At 44.5% G+C, this 23,128-nt stretch carries 23 protein-coding genes and 1 other RNA gene; 12 read left to right on the top strand and 12 right to left on the bottom strand.

All coding sequences use genetic code 11. The features are described from left to right. Positions 1-389 precede the first annotated feature (389 nt). Positions 390-2,003: an L-aspartate oxidase gene (gene nadB, locus R7Q09_RS16600; RefSeq protein ID WP_005380947.1), complete on the top strand. Its 1,614-nt coding sequence runs from the start codon at positions 390-392 to the stop codon at positions 2,001-2,003. A gap of 22 nt (positions 2,004-2,025) precedes the next feature. Here nadB and R7Q09_RS16595 read toward each other — a convergent pair whose 3' ends face one another. Both R7Q09_RS16595 and R7Q09_RS16590 read right to left on the bottom strand, forming a co-directional pair. After that, positions 2,026-2,487, bottom strand: a complete 462-nt coding sequence (locus R7Q09_RS16595; protein ID WP_230623489.1) for a protein YgfX — start codon at positions 2,485-2,487, stop codon at positions 2,026-2,028. Continuing rightward, on the bottom strand, positions 2,456-2,716 hold the full coding sequence (locus R7Q09_RS16590; RefSeq protein WP_005380951.1) for a succinate dehydrogenase assembly factor 2: 261 nt from the start codon (positions 2,714-2,716) through the stop codon (positions 2,456-2,458). The genes R7Q09_RS16595 and R7Q09_RS16590 overlap by 32 nt, the downstream gene beginning before the upstream one ends. Positions 2,717-2,905: 189 nt before the next feature. Here R7Q09_RS16590 and ygfZ point away from each other — a divergent pair, with 189 nt between their 5' ends. The 3 genes from ygfZ to R7Q09_RS16575 all read left to right on the top strand — a co-directional run bounded on the left by ygfZ (position 2,906) and on the right by R7Q09_RS16575 (position 5,186). Beyond that, positions 2,906-3,874, top strand: a complete 969-nt coding sequence (ygfZ, locus tag R7Q09_RS16585; RefSeq protein ID WP_238843837.1) for a tRNA-modifying protein YgfZ — start codon at positions 2,906-2,908, stop codon at positions 3,872-3,874. Beyond that, complete coding sequence (locus R7Q09_RS16580; RefSeq protein ID WP_005384562.1) at positions 3,867-4,340, top strand: aminoacyl-tRNA deacylase; 474 nt, start codon at positions 3,867-3,869, stop codon at positions 4,338-4,340. The genes ygfZ and R7Q09_RS16580 overlap by 8 nt, the downstream gene beginning before the upstream one ends. A 639-nt stretch (positions 4,341-4,979) precedes the next feature. Continuing rightward, positions 4,980-5,186, top strand: a complete 207-nt coding sequence (locus R7Q09_RS16575) for a DUF1107 domain-containing protein (protein WP_005380970.1) — start codon at positions 4,980-4,982, stop codon at positions 5,184-5,186. A gap of 65 nt (positions 5,187-5,251) precedes the next feature. Here R7Q09_RS16575 and R7Q09_RS16570 read toward each other — a convergent pair whose 3' ends face one another. The 3 genes from R7Q09_RS16570 to R7Q09_RS16560 are packed head-to-tail and all read right to left on the bottom strand — an operon-like array spanning position 5,252 to position 8,272. Beyond that, positions 5,252-6,460 (bottom strand): FAD-dependent 2-octaprenylphenol hydroxylase, encoded by a 1,209-nt coding sequence (locus tag R7Q09_RS16570; RefSeq protein WP_033907445.1) that lies wholly within the window; start codon positions 6,458-6,460, stop codon positions 5,252-5,254. A gap of 31 nt (positions 6,461-6,491) precedes the next feature. Next, complete coding sequence (gene ubiH, locus R7Q09_RS16565; RefSeq protein WP_054575404.1) at positions 6,492-7,670, bottom strand: 2-octaprenyl-6-methoxyphenyl hydroxylase; 1,179 nt, start codon at positions 7,668-7,670, stop codon at positions 6,492-6,494. 23 nt (positions 7,671-7,693) lie between these two features. After that, on the bottom strand, positions 7,694-8,272 hold the full coding sequence (locus R7Q09_RS16560) for a YecA family protein (RefSeq protein ID WP_005380976.1): 579 nt from the start codon (positions 8,270-8,272) through the stop codon (positions 7,694-7,696). A 249-nt stretch (positions 8,273-8,521) separates the two neighbouring features. Between R7Q09_RS16560 and R7Q09_RS16555 the strand changes: the two genes are divergently transcribed. The 5 genes from R7Q09_RS16555 to serA all read left to right on the top strand — a co-directional run bounded on the left by R7Q09_RS16555 (position 8,522) and on the right by serA (position 11,845). Further along, positions 8,522-8,830, top strand: coding sequence for a cell division protein ZapA (locus tag R7Q09_RS16555; RefSeq protein WP_005384553.1), 309 nt, complete (start codon positions 8,522-8,524; stop codon positions 8,828-8,830). A gap of 8 nt (positions 8,831-8,838) precedes the next feature. After that, positions 8,839-9,023: non-coding RNA, 6S RNA (gene ssrS, locus R7Q09_RS16550), on the top strand. A gap of 5 nt (positions 9,024-9,028) precedes the next feature. Next, complete coding sequence (locus tag R7Q09_RS16545; RefSeq protein WP_005384552.1) at positions 9,029-9,628, top strand: 5-formyltetrahydrofolate cyclo-ligase; 600 nt, start codon at positions 9,029-9,031, stop codon at positions 9,626-9,628. 53 nt (positions 9,629-9,681) lie between these two features. Beyond that, positions 9,682-10,338: a ribose-5-phosphate isomerase RpiA gene (rpiA, locus tag R7Q09_RS16540; RefSeq protein ID WP_005380982.1), complete on the top strand. Its 657-nt coding sequence runs from the start codon at positions 9,682-9,684 to the stop codon at positions 10,336-10,338. Positions 10,339-10,612: 274 nt separating this feature from the next. Next, positions 10,613-11,845: a phosphoglycerate dehydrogenase gene (gene serA, locus R7Q09_RS16535; RefSeq protein WP_005384551.1), complete on the top strand. Its 1,233-nt coding sequence runs from the start codon at positions 10,613-10,615 to the stop codon at positions 11,843-11,845. A 71-nt stretch (positions 11,846-11,916) separates the two neighbouring features. On the opposite strand, the gene R7Q09_RS16530 is transcribed toward serA, so the two are convergent. Both R7Q09_RS16530 and R7Q09_RS16525 read right to left on the bottom strand, forming a co-directional pair. Further along, entirely contained in the window at positions 11,917-12,609 is a 693-nt protein-coding gene (locus tag R7Q09_RS16530) for an oxidative stress defense protein (RefSeq protein WP_318071131.1), read from the bottom strand. 208 nt (positions 12,610-12,817) lie between these two features. Then, positions 12,818-13,714, bottom strand: a complete 897-nt coding sequence (locus R7Q09_RS16525; RefSeq protein ID WP_318071130.1) for a LysR family transcriptional regulator ArgP — start codon at positions 13,712-13,714, stop codon at positions 12,818-12,820. Between the two features lie 147 nt (positions 13,715-13,861). Here R7Q09_RS16525 and R7Q09_RS16520 point away from each other — a divergent pair, with 147 nt between their 5' ends. Then, positions 13,862-14,491: a LysE/ArgO family amino acid transporter gene (locus R7Q09_RS16520; RefSeq protein ID WP_025998531.1), complete on the top strand. Its 630-nt coding sequence runs from the start codon at positions 13,862-13,864 to the stop codon at positions 14,489-14,491. A gap of 26 nt (positions 14,492-14,517) precedes the next feature. After that, on the top strand, positions 14,518-15,000 hold the full coding sequence (locus R7Q09_RS16515) for a YbaK/EbsC family protein (RefSeq protein ID WP_005380994.1): 483 nt from the start codon (positions 14,518-14,520) through the stop codon (positions 14,998-15,000). 47 nt (positions 15,001-15,047) lie between these two features. On the opposite strand, the gene mscS is transcribed toward R7Q09_RS16515, so the two are convergent. The 5 genes from mscS to R7Q09_RS16490 all read right to left on the bottom strand — a co-directional run bounded on the left by mscS (position 15,048) and on the right by R7Q09_RS16490 (position 22,014). After that, positions 15,048-15,914: a small-conductance mechanosensitive channel MscS gene (mscS, locus tag R7Q09_RS16510; protein ID WP_005384548.1), complete on the bottom strand. Its 867-nt coding sequence runs from the start codon at positions 15,912-15,914 to the stop codon at positions 15,048-15,050. 425 nt (positions 15,915-16,339) lie between these two features. Further along, on the bottom strand, positions 16,340-17,416 hold the full coding sequence (gene fbaA, locus R7Q09_RS16505) for a class II fructose-bisphosphate aldolase (RefSeq protein ID WP_005380996.1): 1,077 nt from the start codon (positions 17,414-17,416) through the stop codon (positions 16,340-16,342). A 154-nt stretch (positions 17,417-17,570) separates the two neighbouring features. Further along, positions 17,571-18,731 (bottom strand): phosphoglycerate kinase, encoded by a 1,161-nt coding sequence (locus R7Q09_RS16500; protein ID WP_005384547.1) that lies wholly within the window; start codon positions 18,729-18,731, stop codon positions 17,571-17,573. 151 nt (positions 18,732-18,882) lie between these two features. Further along, on the bottom strand, positions 18,883-19,920 hold the full coding sequence (gene epd, locus R7Q09_RS16495) for an erythrose-4-phosphate dehydrogenase (RefSeq protein WP_005384545.1): 1,038 nt from the start codon (positions 19,918-19,920) through the stop codon (positions 18,883-18,885). A 135-nt stretch (positions 19,921-20,055) separates the two neighbouring features. Continuing rightward, positions 20,056-22,014, bottom strand: a complete 1,959-nt coding sequence (locus R7Q09_RS16490; protein ID WP_053306783.1) for a ligand-gated channel protein — start codon at positions 22,012-22,014, stop codon at positions 20,056-20,058. Between the two features lie 140 nt (positions 22,015-22,154). Between R7Q09_RS16490 and R7Q09_RS16485 the strand changes: the two genes are divergently transcribed. After that, entirely contained in the window at positions 22,155-23,048 is an 894-nt protein-coding gene (locus R7Q09_RS16485) for a LysR family transcriptional regulator (protein WP_017633561.1), read from the top strand. Positions 23,049-23,128 lie beyond the last annotated feature (80 nt).

The raw sequence follows: 23,128 nt of genomic DNA, 5'->3' as shown, positions 1-23,128 counted from the left end.
GTGTGATGTCTGTACCCAAATGACCACCGCTGCCTGACTTTAGTCTAAGTTTGACAAGCGAGCATCTTGGAGGGAAATGGGTATAATGAATGATCTCTGTCCCAGATTGTGCTGGGTCGAGCATGGAAAAGCAATGGCATTGACAAACTATTACTTTTCATTTGCATGGCTAATGGCTATCTGAACACCGCGTTACAAATTATAACTTAGGAAGCATGCTCATGCTCTGCATGAAAAAGAAGAGTGGCTCAGTCACCGCCGTAACACGGACGTCGATAGGTCTCCCAACTTAGCCCTTAGCGACAGATGTCGCGATAATGGAATGCACATGGTGTGCAAATAATACACAAGGTAACTTTGTTACCTTAGCTTGGGATTATAAAAGTTATATGAACACAAATCGTGAACATGAGTGTGATGTATTAGTGGTAGGGAGTGGCGCGGCAGGTTTGTCGTTGGCTTTGCGCGTTGCTAACCACTGTAAGGTGATGGTGCTGAGTAAAGGACCACGCAGCGAAGGGGCAACCTACTATGCTCAAGGCGGTATCGCTGCCGTATTTGATGAGTCAGACACCATTGATTCACACGTTGAAGACACGCAAATCGCCGGGGATGGTATTTGCGATGAGGAGACCGTGAGGTTCATTGCTGAGCATTCAAAAGAGTGTGTACAGTGGTTGATTGACGGTGGTGTCCCATTTGATCGTGAAGAAGATGACTCTGACGATGAACCTCGCTACCACTTAACTCGTGAAGGTGGTCATAGCCGTCGTCGTATTCTTCACGCGGCAGATGCGACAGGTATGGCGATGCAAACCTCCCTGCAAGATAACGCTCATAACCATCCAAACATTCATGTTCTCGAACGTCACAATGCTCTGGACTTAATCACCGAAGACAAAATTGGCGGTGATAAAAACAAAGTTATCGGTGCTTATATTTGGAACCGCAACGAAGAGCATGTCGAAACCGTGCGAGCCAAATTTGTGGTTCTCGCTACAGGTGGTGCTTCAAAGGTTTATCAATACACCTCTAACCCAGATGTGTCGTCTGGTGATGGTATTGCGATTGCTTGGCGTGCAGGGTGTCGTGTGGCGAATATGGAATTTAACCAGTTCCACCCTACGTGTTTATATCACCCAGAAGCACGTAACTTCTTGCTGACTGAAGCGTTGCGTGGCGAAGGTGCTTACCTGCGCCGTCCAGATGGTTCTCGCTTTATGCCGGATTTCGATGAACGTAAAGAGCTTGCTCCGCGTGACGTCGTGGCTCGTGCTATCGACTTCGAAATGAAGCGTTTAGGCGCCGACTGTATGTATCTCGACATCAGTCATAAGCCTGCTGACTTTATTACGAAACACTTCCCAACCATTTATTCACGTTTGATGGACTTGGGCATTGACATGACTAAAGAGCCAATCCCAATCGTACCTGCTGCACACTACACTTGTGGCGGTGTCATGGTGGATAGAAATGGCTGCACCGATCTGAAAAATTTGTATGCGATTGGTGAAGTTAGCTACACCGGGCTGCATGGTGCTAACCGCATGGCATCAAACTCACTTCTCGAATGCGTGGTTTATGCTTGGTCTGCGGCAAAAGATATTCTAAAACATCACACTAACGTTGAGCTACCTTCACAGGTGCCATGTTGGGATGAAAGCAAAGTAACCAATAGTGATGAAGAAGTGATCATTCAGCACAACTGGCACGAGCTTCGTCTGTTTATGTGGGACTACATGGGCATTGTGCGAACTGACAAGCGTTTAGAGCGCGCCTTACGCCGCATCCAACTGTTGCAACAAGAAACACACGAGTACTACAGCAATTTCCGAGTGTCGAACAACTTATTAGAACTGCGTAACCTTTTACAAGTAGCAGAGTTGATGGTTCGTTGTGCGATGCAGCGTAAAGAGAGTCGAGGTTTGCACTACACGCTTGATTATCCGAACCAACTGGAAAACAGCGGACCAACGATTTTGGTTCCAGCTAAACAGCTTTAACTCTACCAAGTAAACTATTACATCAGCAGGGAGCATTAGCTCCCTGTTTCATTTCCCATTGGCGTAATACCAAAGATAGTTGACGATACTGCTCATCGTCACAGCTATCACGCCAAATCGTAACACTACGGCCAGATTGCAATTGGAATGTTATCTTGAATGGTGATGCCGATGTATCGACTCGCTGTAAATGACCCTTTTCGGACTCAATATCTTCCGAGTATTCGCCATACTCAAGGGCATCAAACCTAACCGAGCCATCGCAGTGCACATACCAATGCCCATGACTTGTAGGTTGAACAAGGCCTTGGCTTGAGAGAGCCTTAACAATCAGTAATAACAAATAAGTCGATAATACGAGCGGAATGCTAGAGAAGATAACAGCCCAAGTCATCAATAAGAAAAGTACAACATTGAGGACTCGGGCAGTCAGAGAGGGAGAAGCAGTAAAATTAACGAACTTTGCTGAGGTTATGGGCGACAATTTTATCAACCATTGCTGCATGACCTAAATTTTCGCTACGGCCATGCCCCATTACCCAAGTAAACAGATCAGGATCATCGCATTCAAGTAAAGAAACAAAGTCACGCTGCTCTTGTTCACTCAGAGTATCAAAGCACTCTTCAAAAAACGGCATAATTACTACGTCAAGCTCAAGCATGCCTCGACGACAAGCCCATTTAATACGCGCTTTTTCTTCCGGAGTGTACATTCACTATTCCTTCATAGATGTCTTGTTGTTAGTGCGGAGTGTAACAAGGGATGTGCTACGTCACTAGTGTGCGGGTCACAATACGATAGTGAAAGCAGACAAATGTTGATTCGTAAATCGCTCCCCTAGTATCTCAAGGTTATTTGGGTATAACATAGCGGAAAAATATCTTCAAAAGGCATTGTAATTATGGAATGGCAAACTCGTTTTTCAGCACTACCTATCTCAACTCAAGACGCACTTCCAGAGTTATCTATCTCGCTGCTGGACAATTTCGGCATGATCACCATGGTCGGTGACGATAAAAAATCATACTTACAAGGTCAGGTTACCTGCGATGTCGTTTCTTTAGAACAAGACCAATCAACATTAGGCGCACATTGTGATGCGAAAGGTAAAGTGTGGAGTGTGTTCCGCCTTTTCCATCACCACGATGGCTACGGCATGATCCAACCAAAATCGGCGATTGACGTAGAACTTAGCGAAATAAAAAAATACGCCATTTTCTCTAAAGTAACGATTGAAGCTTCTGATGAAGTTATCTTAGGTGTTGCCGGCGTCAAAGCCGATGAGCTTATTTCTTCAATGAGCAAAACGACTGGCAGCGTTCGCCCTGTTGAAGGCGGCACCGCGGTACAAGTTTCACAAAACCGCTGGCTACTGATATTAAGTGCGCCAGCTGCACAACAAGTCGTTGAAAATACAGATGCTGCCCTTACGACAAATGAGCTTTGGAATCGTTTCGACATTGAAGCTGGTTTACCATTTGTCTCTGCATCCGCGCAGAATGCTCACATTCCACAAGCACTCAACGTGCAAGCTTTAGGAGGCATTAGCTTCACAAAGGGCTGCTACACAGGACAAGAAACGGTAGCACGAGCTAAGTATCGCGGTACCAATAAACGTGCGATGTATATCGTAAAAGGTGCAACTTCTGCTCCATTCAGTGACGAACCAATTGAGCTCGAACGCAGCGTAGGTGAAAACTGGCGTTCAGTAGGTGCTTTATTAAATCACTACCAGTTCAGTGACAATCACGCGATTGGCCTGATCGTGCTGCCTAATAATCTCGATGAAGACACTCGTCTTCGTTTAGTTGCGCAACCAGAATGTGAATGGACAATCGAATCACTGCCTTACAGTCTTGATGATGAGTAATACAATCAATACTCCTTTGATGCAATTTCTCACAGACCAACACATTCCGTTTCGTCTGTTACCGCATCAAAGACCAGCAACGACCATTGAGGATGCCGCGCACCAACGCGGCATTCGCCCCTCTCAAATGGTGAAAGCAATCTTGCTACGAGACATGGGTAATCAATATGCACTCGCCTGTGCACCAGGTGATCGTAGCGTTGATCCCAAAAAAGTGCGCTCGTTACTGAAATGTCGCCGGATGACTTGTGTTGATCAAGCCGACGTTGAGTCCATCACTGGTTACAAAATTGGTACTGTCACTCCTCTGTTACTCAAACGTCATATGCCAATCGTGTTCGACCCTAGCTTACTAGAAGAACAGGAAGTCACGATCAGCAGTGGCGATCGAATGGCTGGGCTGGCGCTTTCTATTCAAGATCTTATCCAATTGTGCCAGCCGACCGTAGCTGAGATCTGTCGTTAATCGTCTAAAAACAATGTAATGACACGTAGTGTTTCTATCACTGCGTGATCTCGCTCATATCTACAAAAATAGACATGAGAATTTTTAATCACATATAAAACATAAATAGTCACAAAGATAAAACTCGTATATGCTGAATTTGTTGGTTAAGTTTCAAACAAGCACTTAACCAATATAAAGTGAGTCAGCTAGCTGAGTGACAGCATTCATGCAGTTAGTTATCCACTTTTGTGTAATGCATCTGTGACTATTCGCCCGCTGAAGCGGGCTTTTTTTTACGTGGAACTTTTTCTCTTTCATTTCCTCTAATCGTTAGAACGTAAAGTGTGTTACGCGAAGCACGACCTTAATAGAAACAACTAGCAAACAACCGTTTTCGTTCTATTCTTAATTCTGTAACAAAACTATTGCTTAATGCGTCACGTAAAAAGGAGTGTATTGGCGTAAGGGTTCCTTTAGAGAGGTTATTTTTGGGGTAATCCTCACGCTATTTAAGAGATGACACTGTCAAATTGTCTAAGACAACACAATTCTCTGACGCAACACCCTACATCTGTATTTAATACTATTGCTGTCACAATAATTTTCGCGTCCAGAACGTAGAATACCTAGGCTAGGTTAGATAAAAGGAAAGTAAATATGAGACTGTTTAAGCGCTATACACCAAGTATGATTGCTAAACATATAAGTCGTCTTTTTAAAGGAAGAATTTATATTTACGGGGTCGGTAGATTCGAGTTTGATAACGGTAAGTTAATACTGCCGGAGAAAGCAGAGCAACGCCATTTCCGAGCGGTCAAAGAGATCAATCAAGAAATAATGAAACTCCGATGCGCATATGCTTAGCAAAATGTTGATAAAACAAAGGCTGGATTAACCAGCCTTTTGTGTATTTGAAGTTTGCTTTGCACTTACTGACGCGCCAGATCCGGCAAGTGTCCCTTTAAACCAAGCGCGCGCTTCATGATCTCATCTTTCGCTCCCGGCAGTTGCCCCGCTAAACTTAAACCAATGCCACGAACGAGCTTCTTAGCAGGGTTCTCGCCAGAGAACAAATCTCGAAACCCTTGCATAGTAGCGATCATCTTTGCCGCTTCCGCTTTTCGCCAACGCTCGTAGCTTCTTAGGTTGCGTTTACTGCCGATATCTTGACCCTGCTTCCAAAGTGCTAATACCTCTTGAGCAAGACTGGCCGCATCTAATAAACCTAAATTCACACCCTGCCCCGCTAATGGGTGAATGGTATGGGCCGCATCACCAACCAGCGCGACTCGCTCGACAACAAAATCTCGCGCATAGCGCATTTTCAAAGGAAACGCAGCACGCTCTCCCACTACTTCACATAGACCAAGTCGAGCATCAAACTCACTCGTCAACGCTTTATTGAAATCATGTTCACTCATTGCCACTAACTGCTCTGCTCGATTTGGCTCCGTGGACCAAACAATAGAGCACATATCTGGTTGCGACATTGGCAAAAATGCCAACGGTCCGTGAGGAGTAAATATCTGGCGCGCAATGCTGTTGTGTGGCATAGCAGTTTTGACATTCGCGACCAAAGCATGATGACCATAGTCCCAATGCGTTAATGGAATATCCATTTGATGGCGAAGCCACGAATTCGCCCCATCGGCTCCGACCACTAATTTAGCGGTCATGGCTTGGCCATTATCGAGCGTCAGCCAGCTTTCTTGCTCACCGACCGCGAGAGTCGCGCAACGTGCAGGCATAAACATCGTGACGTTATCGAGCTTTTGGACTTGTTCAAGCAGTGCAAGTTGAATCACACGATTCTCAACAATATGTCCTAAATCAGGTTGTGCCATACTTTGTGCATTAAATTCAATGCTGGCAAAGCTATCTTGTTCCCATACTTCCATGCCATGGTAAGGCGAAGCTCGGCGCTGTTCTATGCCCTGCCAAGCACCAAGTTTACGCAAAATCGTCTCACTAGAGCGGCTCAGCGCAGACACACGAACATCGGGCAATTCTTTCAACGAATCATCTGGCACTTTACCTTCAATAACGGCGACACGCAGATCACTGTCTTTGAACGCGGCAGCAAGTGCCAACCCAACCATCCCTCCGCCGATGATGGCGATATCTACACTTTGCATCATTGCTTTTTATTACCTAATTCAGTGCGGCCGTTCATCGTTTTACCAAGCCAAGTGTATGGCGTAGTAGCGGCTGCTTAAAAATAGAAAGGTTATCCATCGCTGCTAAGGCAGTATTTCGGCCAATTCGCATCGCGGGTAAATCATTTGAAAAAACATGCACCAAGGCACTGGTTAGCCAAATAGTTTCGCTTCGATCTGTTTCTCTACGTTGACTAAAGCGCATCAGGCCTTGATAAAGACCCACATCCTCACTTTGCTGCACAATTTCTTCTGCTAGTGAGACTACATCGCGAATACCGAGATTAAAGCCTTGTCCAGCTATCGGGTGCAGCGTTTGCGCCGCATTTCCAACAATCGCAAAGCGATGTGAAATGTTTTGCTTTCGATGGCGAAGAAGCAATGGGTAACTTGCACGGCGCCCCACTTTTTTCATCGCGCCTAAACGCCAACCAAAATCGTTCTGTAAACGCTGGAGAAATGCTTGATCAGATAACTCAAGAACGGCTTGGGCTTCTTCAGGGTGCAAACACCAAACTAAGGACATTCGATTGTCACTCATTGGCAATAAAGCAACAGGGCCATTTTCAGTAAAACGTTCAAAGGCTCTACCTTGATGAGATTCTTGAGTCACAATATTGGCAATGACAGCCACTTGTTCAAAATCTTGCTCAGAAAGTTCTAGACCAATTTTCTGACAACAGGTCGAAACAGCACCATCTGCAGCCACCAACAGTTTTGCTTCAAGTTGCTCACCACTTTTCAACGTCACATGGGTACAGTTTTGCTCGCGCTCGATATCAGTAACCGAGTCAGGACAAAACAGCGTAATTGATTCGCTGCTGTCTAATAATTCTTGATATACACGCCCAACATCGGCTAATTCTACAACATACCCTAGAGCTCCCACCCCAACCTCTTGCTTGGTAATCTCCGTCATCCCAGCATGAGAACGGTCAGAAACGTGGATATGTTCAATGGGGGTGACAAACGGTTCTACTGACGTCCAGAGCTGTAGTTGACGCAACAGATTGACAGTACCGTAAGACAATGCGATTGAGCGAGAGTCAAAACCAGGGTGCATATCTGATTGTGCTTTAAAAGGCTCAACGACGGCAATGCGGAGCTTTCCCTGAGACAAATGGTCAATCGCCAATGCTAACGTTGCACCAGCCATGGCACCACCAGCAATGACTACATCATATTGCTTCATACTAACCTCTGGACGGTCTACGATTAGTGAATAGTAGGTTTTTTGTCGCTGCTTTCAGGACGAACACCAAATTCAGCATGAATCGTTAGTACGCAAGCTTTGATGTGCTCAATCACTTGCTCTAGCAATTGCGCTTGTTCACCAAGATCGTCATCTTCATCAATGCCTAATTTGGCAATCTCTTCTAGATCAGCCAGTGCTTCTTTAGCGTCATCAGATGCTTTGTTAAGCGCAACGCCTGCTAGACCTAGCCCAGAAATAAAGTGGTTTACAAAGTCGGACACACTGTCGGCTAATGCGAATAAGCCTTCTTCGCCCGGCTCATCTGGCAATAGTAAAGACAGCTCCATTGATGTGCCAGTAAGCTCATTAACAGTAACGTTGAATATGCTCTGAGCAAAAGTGAGTGCTGTCGAGGGCCACCCCATCCCATCATTGGTGTAGTCAAAAAGAATCGGCTGCCAAGTTTGATCATTGATCGCCAATCCACCACTTAACATGCCAACAAATAAGCCATGTAACTCCGCCGGTGTCACAGCCAGGCTTGCCGATTGCAGTTCAGCAGCAATAGATTGGTATTCAGGAAGGGTGATTTCACTCATAACTTGGCTCATTCTTGCGTAATAATGTATTGGTATATCCTACCATCAAGGTTAGTGGTCTGAAACGGCTATCAAATTCAATTTTGGACAGCATTTGTTCAATTTGCCCAATTCCTGTGTGATCTCGTCATCATTTCTCTTTCTGTGATGGGAAATGCTTGAATCTTAATAGCGGTTTTCCTATAGTTTGCTCCTCGGTAGTTGTATGAAGCAACACCTTAGATAGCGCGAATATAGAGTTTATTCATCATGAGCAATCAAGCGATCGACGTTGAAATATTAGGCAAACTTACACGTGTGAATTGTCCGACAGGACAAGAAGAGTCTCTTGTTGCAGCGGCAAAAGATCTGGATCGCCGATTGAAAGAAATGAGCGAACGTACTAAGGTAACCAATGAAATCCAACTGCTGACCTTTGCTGCATTGAATATTTGCTATGAGTTGCACACCAAGTCATACGAATCCAATGGTCAACAGCAAGAAATTACTGAGCGAATGGAAAAGCTCACCGCGTCTTTAGAGAACGCACTAAGCAAAGTTACGCAAGGACAGCAGTAAATACAAAATTTACCCTGGGGTGTGCGTCAGCAGGATTTAAGTCCCTGAGCCGATAAGCAATACCTAAGGGTTAGTATTTGGTAACTATTGAGCAAGCTCGGCATGCACCGAGAAGCCTACGGTTGTCATTGCTGATCCGCCTTGAACCAGCTGGTTCAAGGGCCACAATCCTCAACGGCACCCTGGGGTATTCTCTCTATGTCAGACCTCTCTCGACAAGACTTCCGCAAACTGATTCGTGAAAAGCGCAACGCTCTGTGCAGTGATACACAATACCAAGCGGGAATCGACCTTATTACTCAATTTTCCCAACTTCCTGAAATCGATCAGGCGCAACATATTGCCATCTACCTTTCTGCAGACGGTGAGCTTGATACTAAACCGCTCATTGAATGGTTATGGCAACAGGGAAAATCGGTTTATCTGCCCGTCATCCATCCCTTTTCTAAAGGTCAGTTACTGTTTCTTCAGTATATAAGTGATGAACAGCTCGTCTACAACAAGTACGGCATCTTAGAGCCCAAGCTCGATATCAGACACCTCAAACCCGTTCGCCAGCTTGATTTAATCTGCACGCCTTTAGTTGGGTTCGACAGTATCGGACACCGCTTAGGCATGGGCGGAGGGTACTACGATCGTACTCTGTCACGTTGGTTTATAACTGGAGAGGGTGCTAAACCTGTCGGTATCGCTCATGACTGCCAACATGTAGAACGCTTACCAATTGAAAGCTGGGATATTCCATTACCTAAGATCGTGACCCCAAGCCAAATATGGCAATGGGAAAGTGACAAGTAAGCCGCTATAATCACGCCCGCAAACGTTAACGAACATCTATTCAGGAGATTGGCATGACTCAAGATGAAATGAAAAAAGCGGCTGGTTGGGCAGCACTAAAATATGTTGAGAAAGGCAGCATTGTCGGTGTTGGTACTGGCTCTACCGTGAATCACTTCATCGATGCACTAGGCACTATCAAAGATGATATTAAAGGTGCAGTGTCTAGCTCTGTCGCTTCAACTGAGCGCCTTAAAGAGCTTGGTATTGAAGTATACGAGTGCAACGATGTAATGAAGCTGGATGTGTATGTTGATGGCGCAGATGAGATCAACCCAGCACGTGAAATGATCAAAGGCGGCGGCGCGGCTCTGACTCGTGAGAAAATTGTCGCAGCAATCTCTGATAAGTTCGTATGTATCGTTGACGGCACTAAAGCAGTTGACGTACTTGGCCAGTTCCCATTGCCTGTTGAAGTAATCCCAATGGCACGCTCTTACGTGGCTCGTGAATTGGTAAAACTAGGTGGTGATCCAGCTTACCGTGAAGGCGTTGTGACTGACAACGGCAACGTGATTCTGGATGTGCACAATATGCAAATTACCAACCCGAAAGAAATGGAAGACAAAATAAACGGCATCGCTGGTGTGGTGACTGTGGGTCTTTTCGCTCATCGTGGTGCAGACGTAGTGATCACTGGCACACCAGAAGGTGCAAAAATTGAAGAGTAAATAACAGCCCAAAATGAACCTATCTGGTTCACTTTTCTGTTATTTCATTACATACGGTGCTGCAAGGCACCGTTTTTTATTCCTTTCTATAAGAAAATTATCTCTTATTCCGTAATTTTCTTACCCAAAGCAATTTTTTTTTGTTACTTTATTGAACAGAAGACGCACAGGGAAACGTTTGTCTTCCTACAAAACTGTTAATTATCCCCTTTTTAATAGTTTTGCCCAATGTGCGCCACATTAGCCCACCTTTCCATTTTAAGGACGAGAAAAAATGGCCAAAGTTTCACTGGAAAAAGAAAAGATTAAGATCCTCTTGTTAGAGGGACTCCACCCTTCTTCAGTTGAAGTTCTTCAAGCAGCTGGTTATACCAACATTGAATACCATAAAGGTTCCCTTCCGGAAGAAGAACTAATTGAAGCGGTAAAAGACGTGCACTTCATTGGTATCCGCTCCCGTACGAACCTATCCGAAGAGGTAATCAATGCGGCGAACAAGCTGGTTGCAATTGGCTGTTTTTGTATTGGTACTAACCAAGTAAACCTAGATGCAGCAGCAAAACGCGGTATTCCTGTCTTTAATGCACCATTCTCTAACACTCGAAGCGTGGCAGAGCTTGTACTTGGGCAAATCCTTTTACTAGTGCGTGGTATTCCTGAAAAGAATGCACTTGCACATCGCGGTATTTGGAAGAAAAGTGCAGACAACTCTTACGAAGCTCGTGGTAAGTGCCTTGGCATTATCGGATACGGTCACATTGGTACTCAGCTTGGTATTATTGCCGAAAACTTAGGTATGCGCGTTTACTACTACGATATTGAGAACAAACTGTCCCTTGGTAATGCGACGCAAGTACATACCATGAGTGAACTACTGAACAAATGTGATGTGATTTCTTTGCACGTTCCCGAAACACCGGAAACGAAAAACATGATGGGTGAAGCTGAATTTGCTCGAATGAAACCAGGCTCCATCTTTATCAACGCGGCACGTGGCACCGTTGTGGATATTCCTGCACTTTGCCATAGCTTAGAAGCTGGTCACCTTGCCGGCGCTGCAATTGATGTATTCCCAACTGAACCAAAAACGAATGCTGACCCGTTCGAGTCTCCTTTACAAAAATTCGATAACGTCATCCTCACTCCACACGTTGGTGGTTCAACACAAGAAGCACAAGAGAATATCGGCTTAGAAGTGGCGGGTAAACTGGCTAAGTACTCTGATAACGGATCGACACTTTCAAGCGTAAACTTCCCTGAAGTGTCATTACCAGAACACAGTGGTGAGTGCTCTCGTCTGCTTCATATCCACAAGAACCGTCCTGGTATCCTAACTCAGATCAACACCATCTTTGCTGAAGAAGGCATTAACATTGCCGCGCAGTACCTACAAACAGCCGCTGAAATAGGCTACGTAGTGATCGACGTTGAAACTGAACGCTCAGAAGAAGCTCTAACAAAGCTCAAAAACATTGAAGGCACAATCCGTGCTCGTATCCTTCACTAAACAGTGAAACAGAAACGACAAAGGCAGGGGTTATGACTCCCTGCCTTTTGCTTTTCACTGTTTGCTAAGCCTTACTTTAGCTTATAAATGACATCGACTTGATCGCGAATGATCATAGTTGAATCTTGGTAGCTATTCGCTCCTTCTTTACTATCCATCGCCATTGAACGCATTAACACAGGCTGAACGTGCATCTGTCTGTAATTGATCTGCCATACATCGCCCAACTTTTTCTCAAAACCAGTCGCTAATGACCCTGCTTTTTCTCTTGCGTCCTTAATCGCAGCCATTCGTGCCTTTTGCTGATACTCGGCTTGGTTGCTTACCTTAAGTTGAATATTATCAACCTGATTAATTCCCGCTTCTAACGCCATATCTAGGTATTGGTTAAGGTTTTTCAGATCCTTCACCGTGACATCAATACTGCGAGATGCTCGGTACCCAACAAGTTCTGCTTTTCCTGATTTAGGGTAATGGTACTGAGGAGCAAGGTATAAATTCGAGCTAGTAATATTGTCTTTTGACAAGCCGGCATCCGACAAGCTTTTTAGAAACTCTTCAACGGTTTTATCTACGGACAATTTCGCTTGTTCAGCCGTCATTGTCGTATCGACTACTTTTACAGAAAACGTAGCCATATCAGGTGTGGCCGTCACTTCGCCATACCCCGTTGTCGTAACATGAGCAAACTCTGGCGTATTCGCCAAAACTGAAGCACTGGTAAGGCTGAGTGCTGAAGCCAGCAAAAATGAATACAATTTCATTCAATAAATCCATCCATACAAAATTAAGTACTTAATCTCAGATTCCAACATCACTATCATGGCTGAGAAAGCGTGTGGTTTCATAATAGAAACTTCCGCCGATTATCCAAGCACCCATAGTGACTTCTAACACAACTTTGACTATGTAACATTGGCGTAATTTTTAAACAAAACACACTTAAGTTAACGATATGCAGCTCTGACAAACTTATTGAGGTAGATGCTGCTGCGCATACCCGACTATCGCGTGTGAGATTTCTTGTAATACCCCAGTTTCTAACTGCCAGTGGTGCCAATAAATCCGATGGGACATTAAAAAACCTGGAGTCACATCAACCAACACACCTCTGTCTAATTCGTCGGTAATTTGCAAGCGGGGGATCAAGCAATAAGCAACACCAGCTAACGCCACTTTTAGAAACGCTTCAGAACTACTGATGTTGTGATGAATAACGCTGTCAGGATTGACGTTAAAATGCTCGGTAAGAAATGTTTTATGTAGATCATCATATTGGTCATATGAAACGGCCGGTGCTTTTGCCAATGTCTGATTATTTACGCCTTTAGAAAAATAACGCTGATAGAACTCTGGGCTCGCGACACAAACATAATCGATGCGACCTAAATAGTCTGCTCTGCATCCGGGGATTGGCTGGGACTCCAAGCTGATCGCTCCTGTCACTTCGCCACTTTTGAGTTTTTCAATAGAGCGGTATTCACCATAGATAGTCAGTTTTAGTTCAACTTGACGCTGCTTCATAACATTTTGCAGCGCTGGCAGTAGCCATGTTGCAAGGCTATCTGCATTAGTCGCTAAAGAGAGTTGCACAGGTCGCGTACTGGTATCATTCTTTAGTTCGGGGAGAATTTCATGCTCTAGCAAGCGTACTCGCCGATAAAGACCCAACAATTTTTTACCAATTGGCGTTGGCTTAGGTGGCTGGCTTCGAATTAAAACAGGCTGCGCGAGAAACTTCTCTAACTGCTTGATACGTTGAGAAATGGCGGATTGAGAAACAAATAAATACTCAGCAGCACGCTCAAAGCTACCCTGATAAACTATAGCGTCTAATGCCTCAATCCATTTGTAATCTAACCCTCGCATACCTTTCCTCTCACTCTTGATCAAACGCCTCCCGTTAAATTAGTCTATCTAATGTAAGATTAAAATCATTAATTATACTTATTTAGATAAACGCTTTATCTTTCCCTTTTCTGTAAATGTATTTGTTATTTTGAAGTGAGGTGAAGTGTGAGCTTGTGGGTTCTATTGCAAGGTTTTGGTTTAGGAGCATCAATGATCATTCCGATCGGCGCGCAAAATGCGTATGTTTTGAATCAAGGCATAAAGCGTAACCACCACCTAACAACCGCCACTATTTGTAGCGTGCTAGATATGATTTTCATCTCTCTAGGTATTTTTGGTGGTGGTGCAATTCTGTCTCAAAATGAAATCTTACTGACGTCGGTGACACTTGGTGGTATTGCTTTCTTGAGCTTCTATGGACTGCTCTCACTAAAAAGTGCTTTTAAGCCAGAGAGTGAATCGGAATCAAAAGGGGAGATCGTAGCTCGAGGTCGTCGAACGGTTATTCTAGGTGCGTTAGCCGTCACTGTGCTTAATCCGCACTTATATTTAGATACAGTCGTTATTCTAGGTTCGATCGGTGGACAATTTGAAGGCCATGATCGCATTGCTTTTGCACTAGGTACGATTATGGCTTCCTTTGTTTGGTTCTACACTTTATCGATAGGAGCCGCCAAACTAGGTCCAACACTCTCTAAACCAAAAGTGAAAAAAACCATCGACATTGCAATCGCAATGATGATGTTCACAATAGCGTATATCTTAGCGAGTGAGCTTATTGATAAGTATTGGTAATCATAAGGTAGTAAGGCAGCAAAGACATGGAGTCACTAAAACGTATTTATAACAACAATAGAGAGCGATTCAACGCGCTCTCTATTCCTTTTCGGGAATGGCAGCACGAAGCCATCTTAGACTTTGAGACAGATATACGTATTGCGAGAGAGCTTGGTTGGACGGGTACGCATACCAAAAGCCTCTTTTTAACACTCAAAGGACAAGGTTACGCGGTTTATCTGACAGATAAGGACTCGCGCCTCGATGCCAAGCAGATTAAAGCGATTACAGGTAAACGTCCCTCTATTTGTAATGACGATGAAATGGTCGAAGTGTTAGGTTGCGTACCCGGCGCGGTTTGCCCAATAGGCTTACCGGAATACATCACTATCATTGTTGATACCAATCTCTATCAACATCAAGAGTTGCTCTATACGCCTGGCTTACCTGAGTTCACATTTGGATTTGCAGGTAAACATCTAAAACGCCTCTTACTTGCTGGTCATCACACCCTTTACGAAATATAAAAAAGCGAGGCCTATTGGCCTCGCTTTTGAATATCGACTGCTTTTAATTAAGCGTCGACTTTGTTCAGGTGAACATCCATTTGTGGGAATGGAATCTCGATACCATTTTCATCCAATGCTTCTTTAATACCTTGCATTGCATCAAAGTATACGCCCCAGTAATCTGCAGTTTTCACCCATGGACGAACCACAAAGTTAACTGAAGAGTCTGCTAACGTAAGTACACCAATTGTGATATCTGGGTCTTTCAAGATACGTGGATCTTTCTCTAGCGTCTCACGAATCACTTTCTTCGTTAGTTTAAGGTCTGCTTTGTATGAAACACCAATCACTAGGTCGACACGTCGTGTCGCATGGCGAGAGTAGTTAGTAATGGCACCGCCGATAACTGAAGAGTTAGGCACAACAACCATTTTGTTGTCTGGTGTTTTTAGAACTGTTTGGAAGATTTGAATTGCTTCAACACTACCCGCTACACCACCGATTTCTACGTAGTCGCCTGATTTGAATGGACGGAACGCAACAATAAGTACGCCTGCTGCAAAGTTTGATAGTGAACCTTGTAGTGCAAGACCAACAGCAAGACCTGCCGCACCAATCACAGCAACAACAGAAGCGGTTTGAACTCCTAATCGACCAAGAGCCGCGATTAGCACGATTACAAATAGCAAGTAACGAACAAGACCGTGAATAAATTCAACGACGGCCTTATCCATGTTTTTCTTTTCTAGTACTTTAGAAACACTACCAGCGACTGCCTTAACGATAAGATTACCGATAAACAGAATAAGCACCGCAGAGATAATGTTCACACCGTACTGAACCAGTAGATCTGAATTGTTTGTCAGCCAAGTTTCAGCCTGAGTTAGACCATCCGTTAAAGTGGTATCGATACCCACCGATTCACCTGCCATAATTCTTATCCTCAAAAATAAAGAGATATAAATCCAATTGCCGTTAATTTATGAACCTTGTTTTTTAAAGGCTCTTTTCTAAAACAACATCCCTATTGCTCCACTGAACAGTGTCAGATTTTTGGCACAATATCCCAACTCTGACTTTTTTCAAAGTCAGAGTTTCGCAAAGATATGCAAAACAAGACTTTATCAGAGCTTTCTGACACTGACTTGTTACAGGTTACGCAATGCACTCTGATTTCGCCACTCTTAAGACTGATATTCCCATGTTTTCTTTAAAAAAACGTTAAAGGTGAGATATCTAACTAGCAAATACAACCTAACGCATAAAAATATCGGGAGAAAGCAGAGGGGAAGAAAATGATAGATATAAAAAAAACCCGCTCAAAGAGCGGGTTTTTAAGTAACTTAATCAGTAACGATTATAGTACGTCAACTGCGTTAAGGTCAGCAAATGCTTGCTCTAGACGAGTAACCATTGAAGCTTGGCCTGCACGTAGCCATACGCGTGGATCGTAGTACTTCTTGTTTGGTGCATCTTCACCAGTTGGGTTACCGATCTGACCTTGTAGGTAATCGTGGTTTTCAGCTTCGAACTTACGGATACCATCCCAAGTAGCCCACTGTGTATCAGTATCGATGTTCATTTTGATTACACCGTAGCCGATAGATTCACGGATTTCTTCTAGAGAAGAACCTGAACCACCGTGGAATACGAAGTTTAGAGAGTTCGCTGGAAGACCGAATTTCTCAGAAACGTGCGCTTGAGAATCACGTAGGATAGTTGGAGTTAGTACAACGTTACCTGGCTTGTATACGCCGTGTACGTTACCGAAAGATGCTGCGATAGTGAAACGGTGGCTGATTGCGCTTAGTTTCTCGTATGCGTATGCAACGTCTTCTGGAGAAGTGTATAGCTCAGACGCATCCATATCAGAGTTGTCAACGCCGTCTTCTTCACCACCAGTACAACCTAGTTCGATTTCTAGAGTCATGTTCATTTTAGCCATGCGCTCTAGGTACTTAGCAGAAATTTCGATGTTCTCTTCTAGAGACTCTTCAGAAAGGTCGATCATGTGAGAAGAGAATAGTGGCTTACCAGTTTGCGCGAAGTACTCTTCACCAGCGTCTAGTAGACCGTCGATCCAAGGAAGTAGTTTCTTAGCTGCGTGGTCAGTGTGTAGGATTACTGGAACACCGTAAGCTTCAGCTACAGCGTGAACGTATTTCGCACCAGCAACAGCACCTAGGATTTGAGCTTCTTGACCTTCAAGTTTTAGACCTTTACCAGCAAAGAAAGCAGCGCCACCGTTAGAGAACTGAACGATAACTGGAGCTTTAACTTTTGCAGCTGCTTCAAGTACTGCGTTTACAGAGTCAGTACCCACACAGTTTACTGCTGGAAGTGCAAAGCTGTTTTCTTTTGCAACTTCAAATACTTTCTGAACGTCATCGCCAGAGATAACACCTGGTTTTACGAAGTCGAAGATCTTAGACATGGATGTAATCCTATTTATCTGTCGTTTTTAAACAAAACTTGTTAAGTTGAAAATCTTGCAAACGTTTGCTCACAACTGAGGCTATTCTAGCAGAGTTCCTCACACGTTGCAGCAAACAAGAAAGCGGGAGAATCACTCCCCCGCTTTGCTTTAATTACTTAGCGCGTGCTTCTAGCATTTCTACTGCTGGAAGAACTTTACCTTCTACGAACTCAAGGAAAGCGCCGCCGCCAGTAGAGATGTAAGATACATCCGCTTTGATACCGAACTTGTCGATAGCTGCTAGCGTGTCACCACCGCCTGCAACAGAGAAGCCTTCAGAAGCTGCGATAGCTTCAGAGATACCTTTAGTACCTGCTTCGAAGTTCTTGAATTCGAATACGCCTACTGGACCATTCCATAGGATAGTCTTAGCGTTTTTAAGGATTTCAGCTAGTTCAGCTGTTGAATCTGGACCAAGGTCGAAGATCATGTCGTCGTCTTGTACTTCAGAAACGTGCTTAATTTCAGCTTCTGCGTTCTCGTCGAATGCTTTCGCACATGCAACGTCAGTTGCTACTGGAATTGCACACTCGTCCATTAGCTTCTTAGCTGTTTCAACTAGGTCTGCTTCGTATAGAGACTTACCAACGTTGTGGCCAGCAGCTGCGATGAATGTGTTAGCAATACCACCACCAACAACGAGTTGGTCAGCGATTTTAGATAGAGACTCAAGAACCGTTAGCTTAGTAGAAACTTTTGAACCACCTACGATAGCAACCATTGGACGAGCTGGCTTGTCCATTGCTTTGCCTAGCGCTTCTAGTTCGTTCGCTAGTAGAGGACCAGCACATGCTACGTCTGCGTGCATACCAACGCCGTGAGTAGATGCTTGAGCACGGTGAGCCGTACCGAATGCGTCCATTACGAATACGTCACATAGTGCTGCGTATTTCTTAGATAGCTCTTCGTCGTTTTTCTTTTCGCCTTTGTTGAAGCGAACGTTTTCAAGAACAACAAGTTCACCCGCATTTAGCTCTAGGCCATCTAGGTAGTCTTTTGCTAGCTTCACTTCGCAATCTAGTGCGTCGTTTAGGTAGTTAACAACTGGTTGTAGAGAGAACTCTTCAGCGTATTCACCTTCAGTTGGGCGACCTAGGTGAGACGTAACCATTACTTTAGCGCCTGCTTCTAGGCAGTGCTTAATAGTTGGAAGAGATGCGATGATACGTGCATCCGAAGTTACTTTACCGTCTTTTACTGGCACGTTTAGGTCAGCACGGATAAATACACGTTTACCTGCAAGATCCAGGTCAGTCATCTTGATTACAGACATGATGTGTCCTCTCAAATATTTAATAATTAAAGTTTTTGAAAACTCGGCAACCCTGCCAAGCCTGTTAATTCTTCAAACTGGTTATAGATATGGAGATATTATGGATTTATTTCAAGGCTAGAAATAAAAATTCTCCATCACTTCTTCGTCATTACTGTTCCACTTGCGAAGAAGCTTGCATTGCTAAGGCAGTATCCAGCATCCGGTTAGCAAAGCCCCATTCGTTGTCGCACCAAACGAGCATTTTTACGAGTTGCCCGTTACTCACTCTAGTCTGGCTTCCATCCACAATCGCACTATGGGGGTCGTGGTTAAAGTCGATGGAAACGAGTGGCGATTCAGTATAGTCAACAATGTTACGTAATGTACACTGAGATGCGTTAACAATGGTTTGATTTACGTCATTAACTTTCACATTTGTACTAATTGTGACACTTAAATCCATTGCAGTGACGTTAACCGTTGGAACACGAACAGAAATTGCTTCGAATTTGTTGGAAAATTTCGGGAAGATCCTTTCAATCCCCTTATGCAACTTAGTGTCCACCGGAATAATAGATTGGCTTGCAGCACGGGTACGGCGTAAGTCGTTATGATACGCATCAATTACTTGTTGATCGTTCATGGACGAATGAATTGTGGTAATGGTGCCAGACTCTATGCCGAAGGCTTCGTCTAATACTTTAATGATGGGAACGATACAGTTGGTGGTGCAAGAGCCATTGGAGACAACACGGTGCTCGTCTTTCAGAGTTTCGTGGTTCACGCCATAGATAATCGTATTATCTAGGTCGTTTGCGCCCGGGTGCGAAAACAGTACTTTCTTCGCGCCTGCTTCTATATGCGCTTGCCCATCCGCTTGCGAACCAAATACGCCAGTGCAATCCAAGACGATATCAACTTCTAAATCACGCCAAGGAAGTAATTCGATTTCGGAGAGATGGAGAATGCGAATGGAATCATATTCACCGCTGTCATGATGAACATGCAAATGTTCTTGGTCATGGGAAATTTTTTTACCAAAGCGACCATGACTGGTGTCATATTGCAGTAGGTGTGCCATCGCCTCTGGCTGTGCTAGTTCGTTTACCGCCACAACCTTGATCTGCTGGTGTTTTCCGCTTTCATACACCGCTCGCAGAACATTACGACCTATACGTCCAAATCCATTGATCGCAACCTTTAGCATTTATCCTTCGCCCTACCAAAAATTTCGTGTTACAGATACTACCTGATCAGGCTGACAAACGCACCTGTTGAATCACAGTAAAGCAGGATTAAAAAAGGTCGAGACTATGCTCGACCTTATTACAACGATAGATAATTAAAATGCGACGTCTAAACCTAACCAGTAGCGACGACCATCTTCAATATATCCGTATTCTTCGTAACTGATTTCCTCGTCCAGCAAGTTATAGATAGCGCCTTTAATACGAGTATTGTCGGTTAATTGGTATGTCACACCGGCGTCCACAAAGGTATAAGCTGGTTCTACAATACTGTTTCTTGATGGGCCAGTAACCGGATCCATTTCTTTACCTCGGTACGTGACTTTCGCCCAGCTCTCTAGATCTGTTGTCGTTTGCCAAGTCACATCCACATTAAACAGATGCTTTGGTAACTGCTGCAGCGGCATGCCTTTGTATTCACCTGTTTTTTGCTCTGAGTCGGTAAATGTGTAGCTCGAGCTAAGGTAAATGGTTTCCGTTAATGGCGATGCTAAGGTCGCTTCAATACCTTGTGTGACCGCTTCGTCCACGTTAATGCGGTACGTTGGATCTGCACCCCATTGGTTTGGTCCATCTGTACAGATGGTATCTGGACAAACAACACGTGTGATCTTGTCTTTGAACTCATTATGGAACGCAGTCAAAGAGACATCTAAACCAGAGTCACCTTGATACAAGACACTGATTTCTTTGTTTAGCGACGTTTCAGGGTCAAGGTCTGGGTTACCGTAGATATTACCGCCGCCACTGACTTGCGCCCAACCAGGAGTAATTTCACGTAATTGCGGAGAACGGAAACCTGTTGCCACGCCACCTTTCACAGTCCAAGACGGGTCAACTCGCCATACACCATAGACACGCGGACTAAAGTGCGCGCCATAGTTTTCGTCATGATCTAGACGGCCGCCAAGCGTAACGCTAAACGGATCAGCAATTCTCCATTCATCTTCAATGAAAACAGCCCACTGCGTATTCGATGTTTCAGTCTTCGATGACGCTTTGTTGGAGGTGAAATCCTCAAGCTCTGCATGAGTAGCGTCCACACCCGTCGTCAACGTATGGTTTCCAATACCAGTCACCAAGCTCGATTTGAACGTGGTGTTGGTGATCGTCATCTCACGAGATTTGTTCTCGCTCTCTTCTCGCTGTAAGTAAGTATCTGAAATTCCCACCGAATCCCAATCACCGTTGTGGCTTACCGTTACGTAATTACGACGATATTCATTCAGTGAATCTTCACACCCACCACGACACCCTGTGGTCGGCACTGAAAGGCCCACATTGCCACGACGACTTTGTGCCGACGTGCCGCCCTCTAATTGCACCGAGTGGCGATCATTAATCTGGTAAGTCAGTTTTGAAGAGATACTCTGCATATCTTTATCTTCATAACCGTATTCGATGTCATCTTCTTCTCTGGTTGTGTACTGACCATATACTTGGAGAGATAAATTTTCAGCCAACGGACCATTAACGAAAAAGTTCGCGCTCTGCTCTCCCCCTGAGCGACTATTCTCTTGTAGTACCGTGCCCAGTTGAACATTACCCGTCCACTCTAACGCATCTTTTCGTGTGATGACGTTAATCACACCACCAATCGCATCAGAACCGTAAAGCGTCGACATTGGGCCGCGAATAACTTCGATTCGCTCAATCGCTTGAAGAGGAGGTAACCAACCTTGTTCGATACCTGGGCCGTCACTATTTGGACGAGTTTCACGCGTGCTTTGACGTTTACCATCGACCAGTATCAAAGTGTATTTAGAACCCATACCACGGATACTAATGTCGGTAGTATCACCACCACCTGTCACGACAACACCTGGCACACTTTTTAGTGCATCAGTCACATCGCGGTAATAACGGGAGTCCAACTCCTCACGTGAAATCACACTAATACTTGCAGGCGCGTCCGCTTGAGATTGCTCGTAGCTTGATGCAGTTACAACCACTGTTTCCATTTTAGAAACTGCATCATTGGCAAAAACATGAGGGACACTGACGAAGGCTAAAATACCAGTTGCGGTAATAACTGGCAGTCTAAGAGTAGACATCTACATCTCCATAATTGATAATGATTATTATTTTCGAAAGTGAATTATTCACAAATAGAATGAGATGCATAGTGAGAGTTATGGAACGGTTCTTTCCATTTATGGAACTCGTACATAACGCAGTAAGGAGTAAAAGAAATATGCACGACTTAGCATCAATTAGAGCCTTTGATGCGCTCAATCAGCATAAAAGTTTGACAGCCGCTGCTAAAGCCCTTAATCAGCCAAAATCAACGCTAAGTCGTCGCTTGGCACAATTAGAAGAAGACTTCGGTCAGGCTCTAACCGCCAGACAAGGTAATCGATTAGTTCTGACAAGAGCTGGAGAAATCTTTGCCCACTACAGCCGCCAGATTCTTGAGTTAAGTGAAGAGAGTTATGATGCACTCCAAGGTTTAACGAACCAAGTTTCAGGGCCACTGCATATTGTTTGTCACACCGCCTTAGTTAGAAGCTGGCTCGGCGGCGTACTCAATCGTTTTCTTGCTGATAATCCCGATGTTAGAGTTCAGCTTACCAGTGACTTTTCTGAAGCGCACCATGACCCAGATTTGTTCATCTGGCTCGGTGAACGTAAAGAGCTAGACTGGCGAAAAGAAGTGCTGGGGGTATTTCGCTATACGCCTTTTGCCTCTCCAAATTATCTAAAACAACATGGGCCTATACCGCACCCCAAAGAACTTGAAGCACATCCATGGATCGATTTTGGTTCAGTGCAAGAAAATGGATTGATGCTAGCACACCCTCAACACGGTGAGTTCTTTTTAGAGCCCTTTGTTAGTCGCTTATACAGCGACAACATAGCAATGCAAATAGACAGTATCGCGAATGGTCATGGTATTGGACTGCTGCCGACTTGGACAGCATGCGGCTATGAGAAACATCACCCAGGGCGAATCACACCTTGCTTAGAAGGTTGGCTTTCTGAGCCTATTTCCATTAACTGCTATACACCAGCAGGACGACCACCACTGCGCTTATCCGTACTTTTAGACTGCATTCACCAAAGCATTCCACAAGGTTGGAAAACCTGACAAAAGTAAATTACCACCTTCTAAAGAAGGTGGCTTTGTGTGAGCCCCCTAAAAGGGGGCCTTTGTTTAGTCCAGCGCCA

Source organism: Vibrio sp. 2130-1 (assembly GCF_033339515.1).
Note: the sequence above shows the minus strand (reverse complement) of the source record. Positions and strands in the feature narration are given on the sequence as shown.

Excerpts from the sequence above, each read along its gene's own strand:
- nadB (WP_005380947.1), top strand. The coding sequence starts at position 390 with ATGAACACAAATCGTGAACATGAGTGTGATGTATTAGTGGTAGGGAGT.
- R7Q09_RS16590 (WP_005380951.1), bottom strand. The coding sequence starts at position 2,716 with ATGTACACTCCGGAAGAAAAAGCGCGTATTAAATGGGCTTGTCGTCGA.
- ygfZ (WP_238843837.1), top strand. The coding sequence starts at position 2,906 with ATGGAATGGCAAACTCGTTTTTCAGCACTACCTATCTCAACTCAAGAC.
- R7Q09_RS16580 (WP_005384562.1), top strand. The coding sequence starts at position 3,867 with ATGAGTAATACAATCAATACTCCTTTGATGCAATTTCTCACAGACCAA.
- R7Q09_RS16575 (WP_005380970.1), top strand. The coding sequence starts at position 4,980 with ATGAGACTGTTTAAGCGCTATACACCAAGTATGATTGCTAAACATATA.
- R7Q09_RS16570 (WP_033907445.1), bottom strand. The coding sequence starts at position 6,460 with ATGATGCAAAGTGTAGATATCGCCATCATCGGCGGAGGGATGGTTGGG.
- ubiH (WP_054575404.1), bottom strand. The coding sequence starts at position 7,670 with ATGAAGCAATATGATGTAGTCATTGCTGGTGGTGCCATGGCTGGTGCA.
- R7Q09_RS16560 (WP_005380976.1), bottom strand. The coding sequence starts at position 8,272 with ATGAGTGAAATCACCCTTCCTGAATACCAATCTATTGCTGCTGAACTG.
- R7Q09_RS16555 (WP_005384553.1), top strand. The coding sequence starts at position 8,522 with ATGAGCAATCAAGCGATCGACGTTGAAATATTAGGCAAACTTACACGT.
- R7Q09_RS16545 (WP_005384552.1), top strand. The coding sequence starts at position 9,029 with ATGTCAGACCTCTCTCGACAAGACTTCCGCAAACTGATTCGTGAAAAG.
- rpiA (WP_005380982.1), top strand. The coding sequence starts at position 9,682 with ATGACTCAAGATGAAATGAAAAAAGCGGCTGGTTGGGCAGCACTAAAA.
- serA (WP_005384551.1), top strand. The coding sequence starts at position 10,613 with ATGGCCAAAGTTTCACTGGAAAAAGAAAAGATTAAGATCCTCTTGTTA.
- R7Q09_RS16530 (WP_318071131.1), bottom strand. The coding sequence starts at position 12,609 with ATGAAATTGTATTCATTTTTGCTGGCTTCAGCACTCAGCCTTACCAGT.
- R7Q09_RS16525 (WP_318071130.1), bottom strand. The coding sequence starts at position 13,714 with ATGCGAGGGTTAGATTACAAATGGATTGAGGCATTAGACGCTATAGTT.
- R7Q09_RS16515 (WP_005380994.1), top strand. The coding sequence starts at position 14,518 with ATGGAGTCACTAAAACGTATTTATAACAACAATAGAGAGCGATTCAAC.
- mscS (WP_005384548.1), bottom strand. The coding sequence starts at position 15,914 with ATGGCAGGTGAATCGGTGGGTATCGATACCACTTTAACGGATGGTCTA.
- fbaA (WP_005380996.1), bottom strand. The coding sequence starts at position 17,416 with ATGTCTAAGATCTTCGACTTCGTAAAACCAGGTGTTATCTCTGGCGAT.
- R7Q09_RS16500 (WP_005384547.1), bottom strand. The coding sequence starts at position 18,731 with ATGTCTGTAATCAAGATGACTGACCTGGATCTTGCAGGTAAACGTGTA.
- epd (WP_005384545.1), bottom strand. The coding sequence starts at position 19,920 with ATGCTAAAGGTTGCGATCAATGGATTTGGACGTATAGGTCGTAATGTT.
- R7Q09_RS16490 (WP_053306783.1), bottom strand. The coding sequence starts at position 22,014 with ATGTCTACTCTTAGACTGCCAGTTATTACCGCAACTGGTATTTTAGCC.
- R7Q09_RS16485 (WP_017633561.1), top strand. The coding sequence starts at position 22,155 with ATGCACGACTTAGCATCAATTAGAGCCTTTGATGCGCTCAATCAGCAT.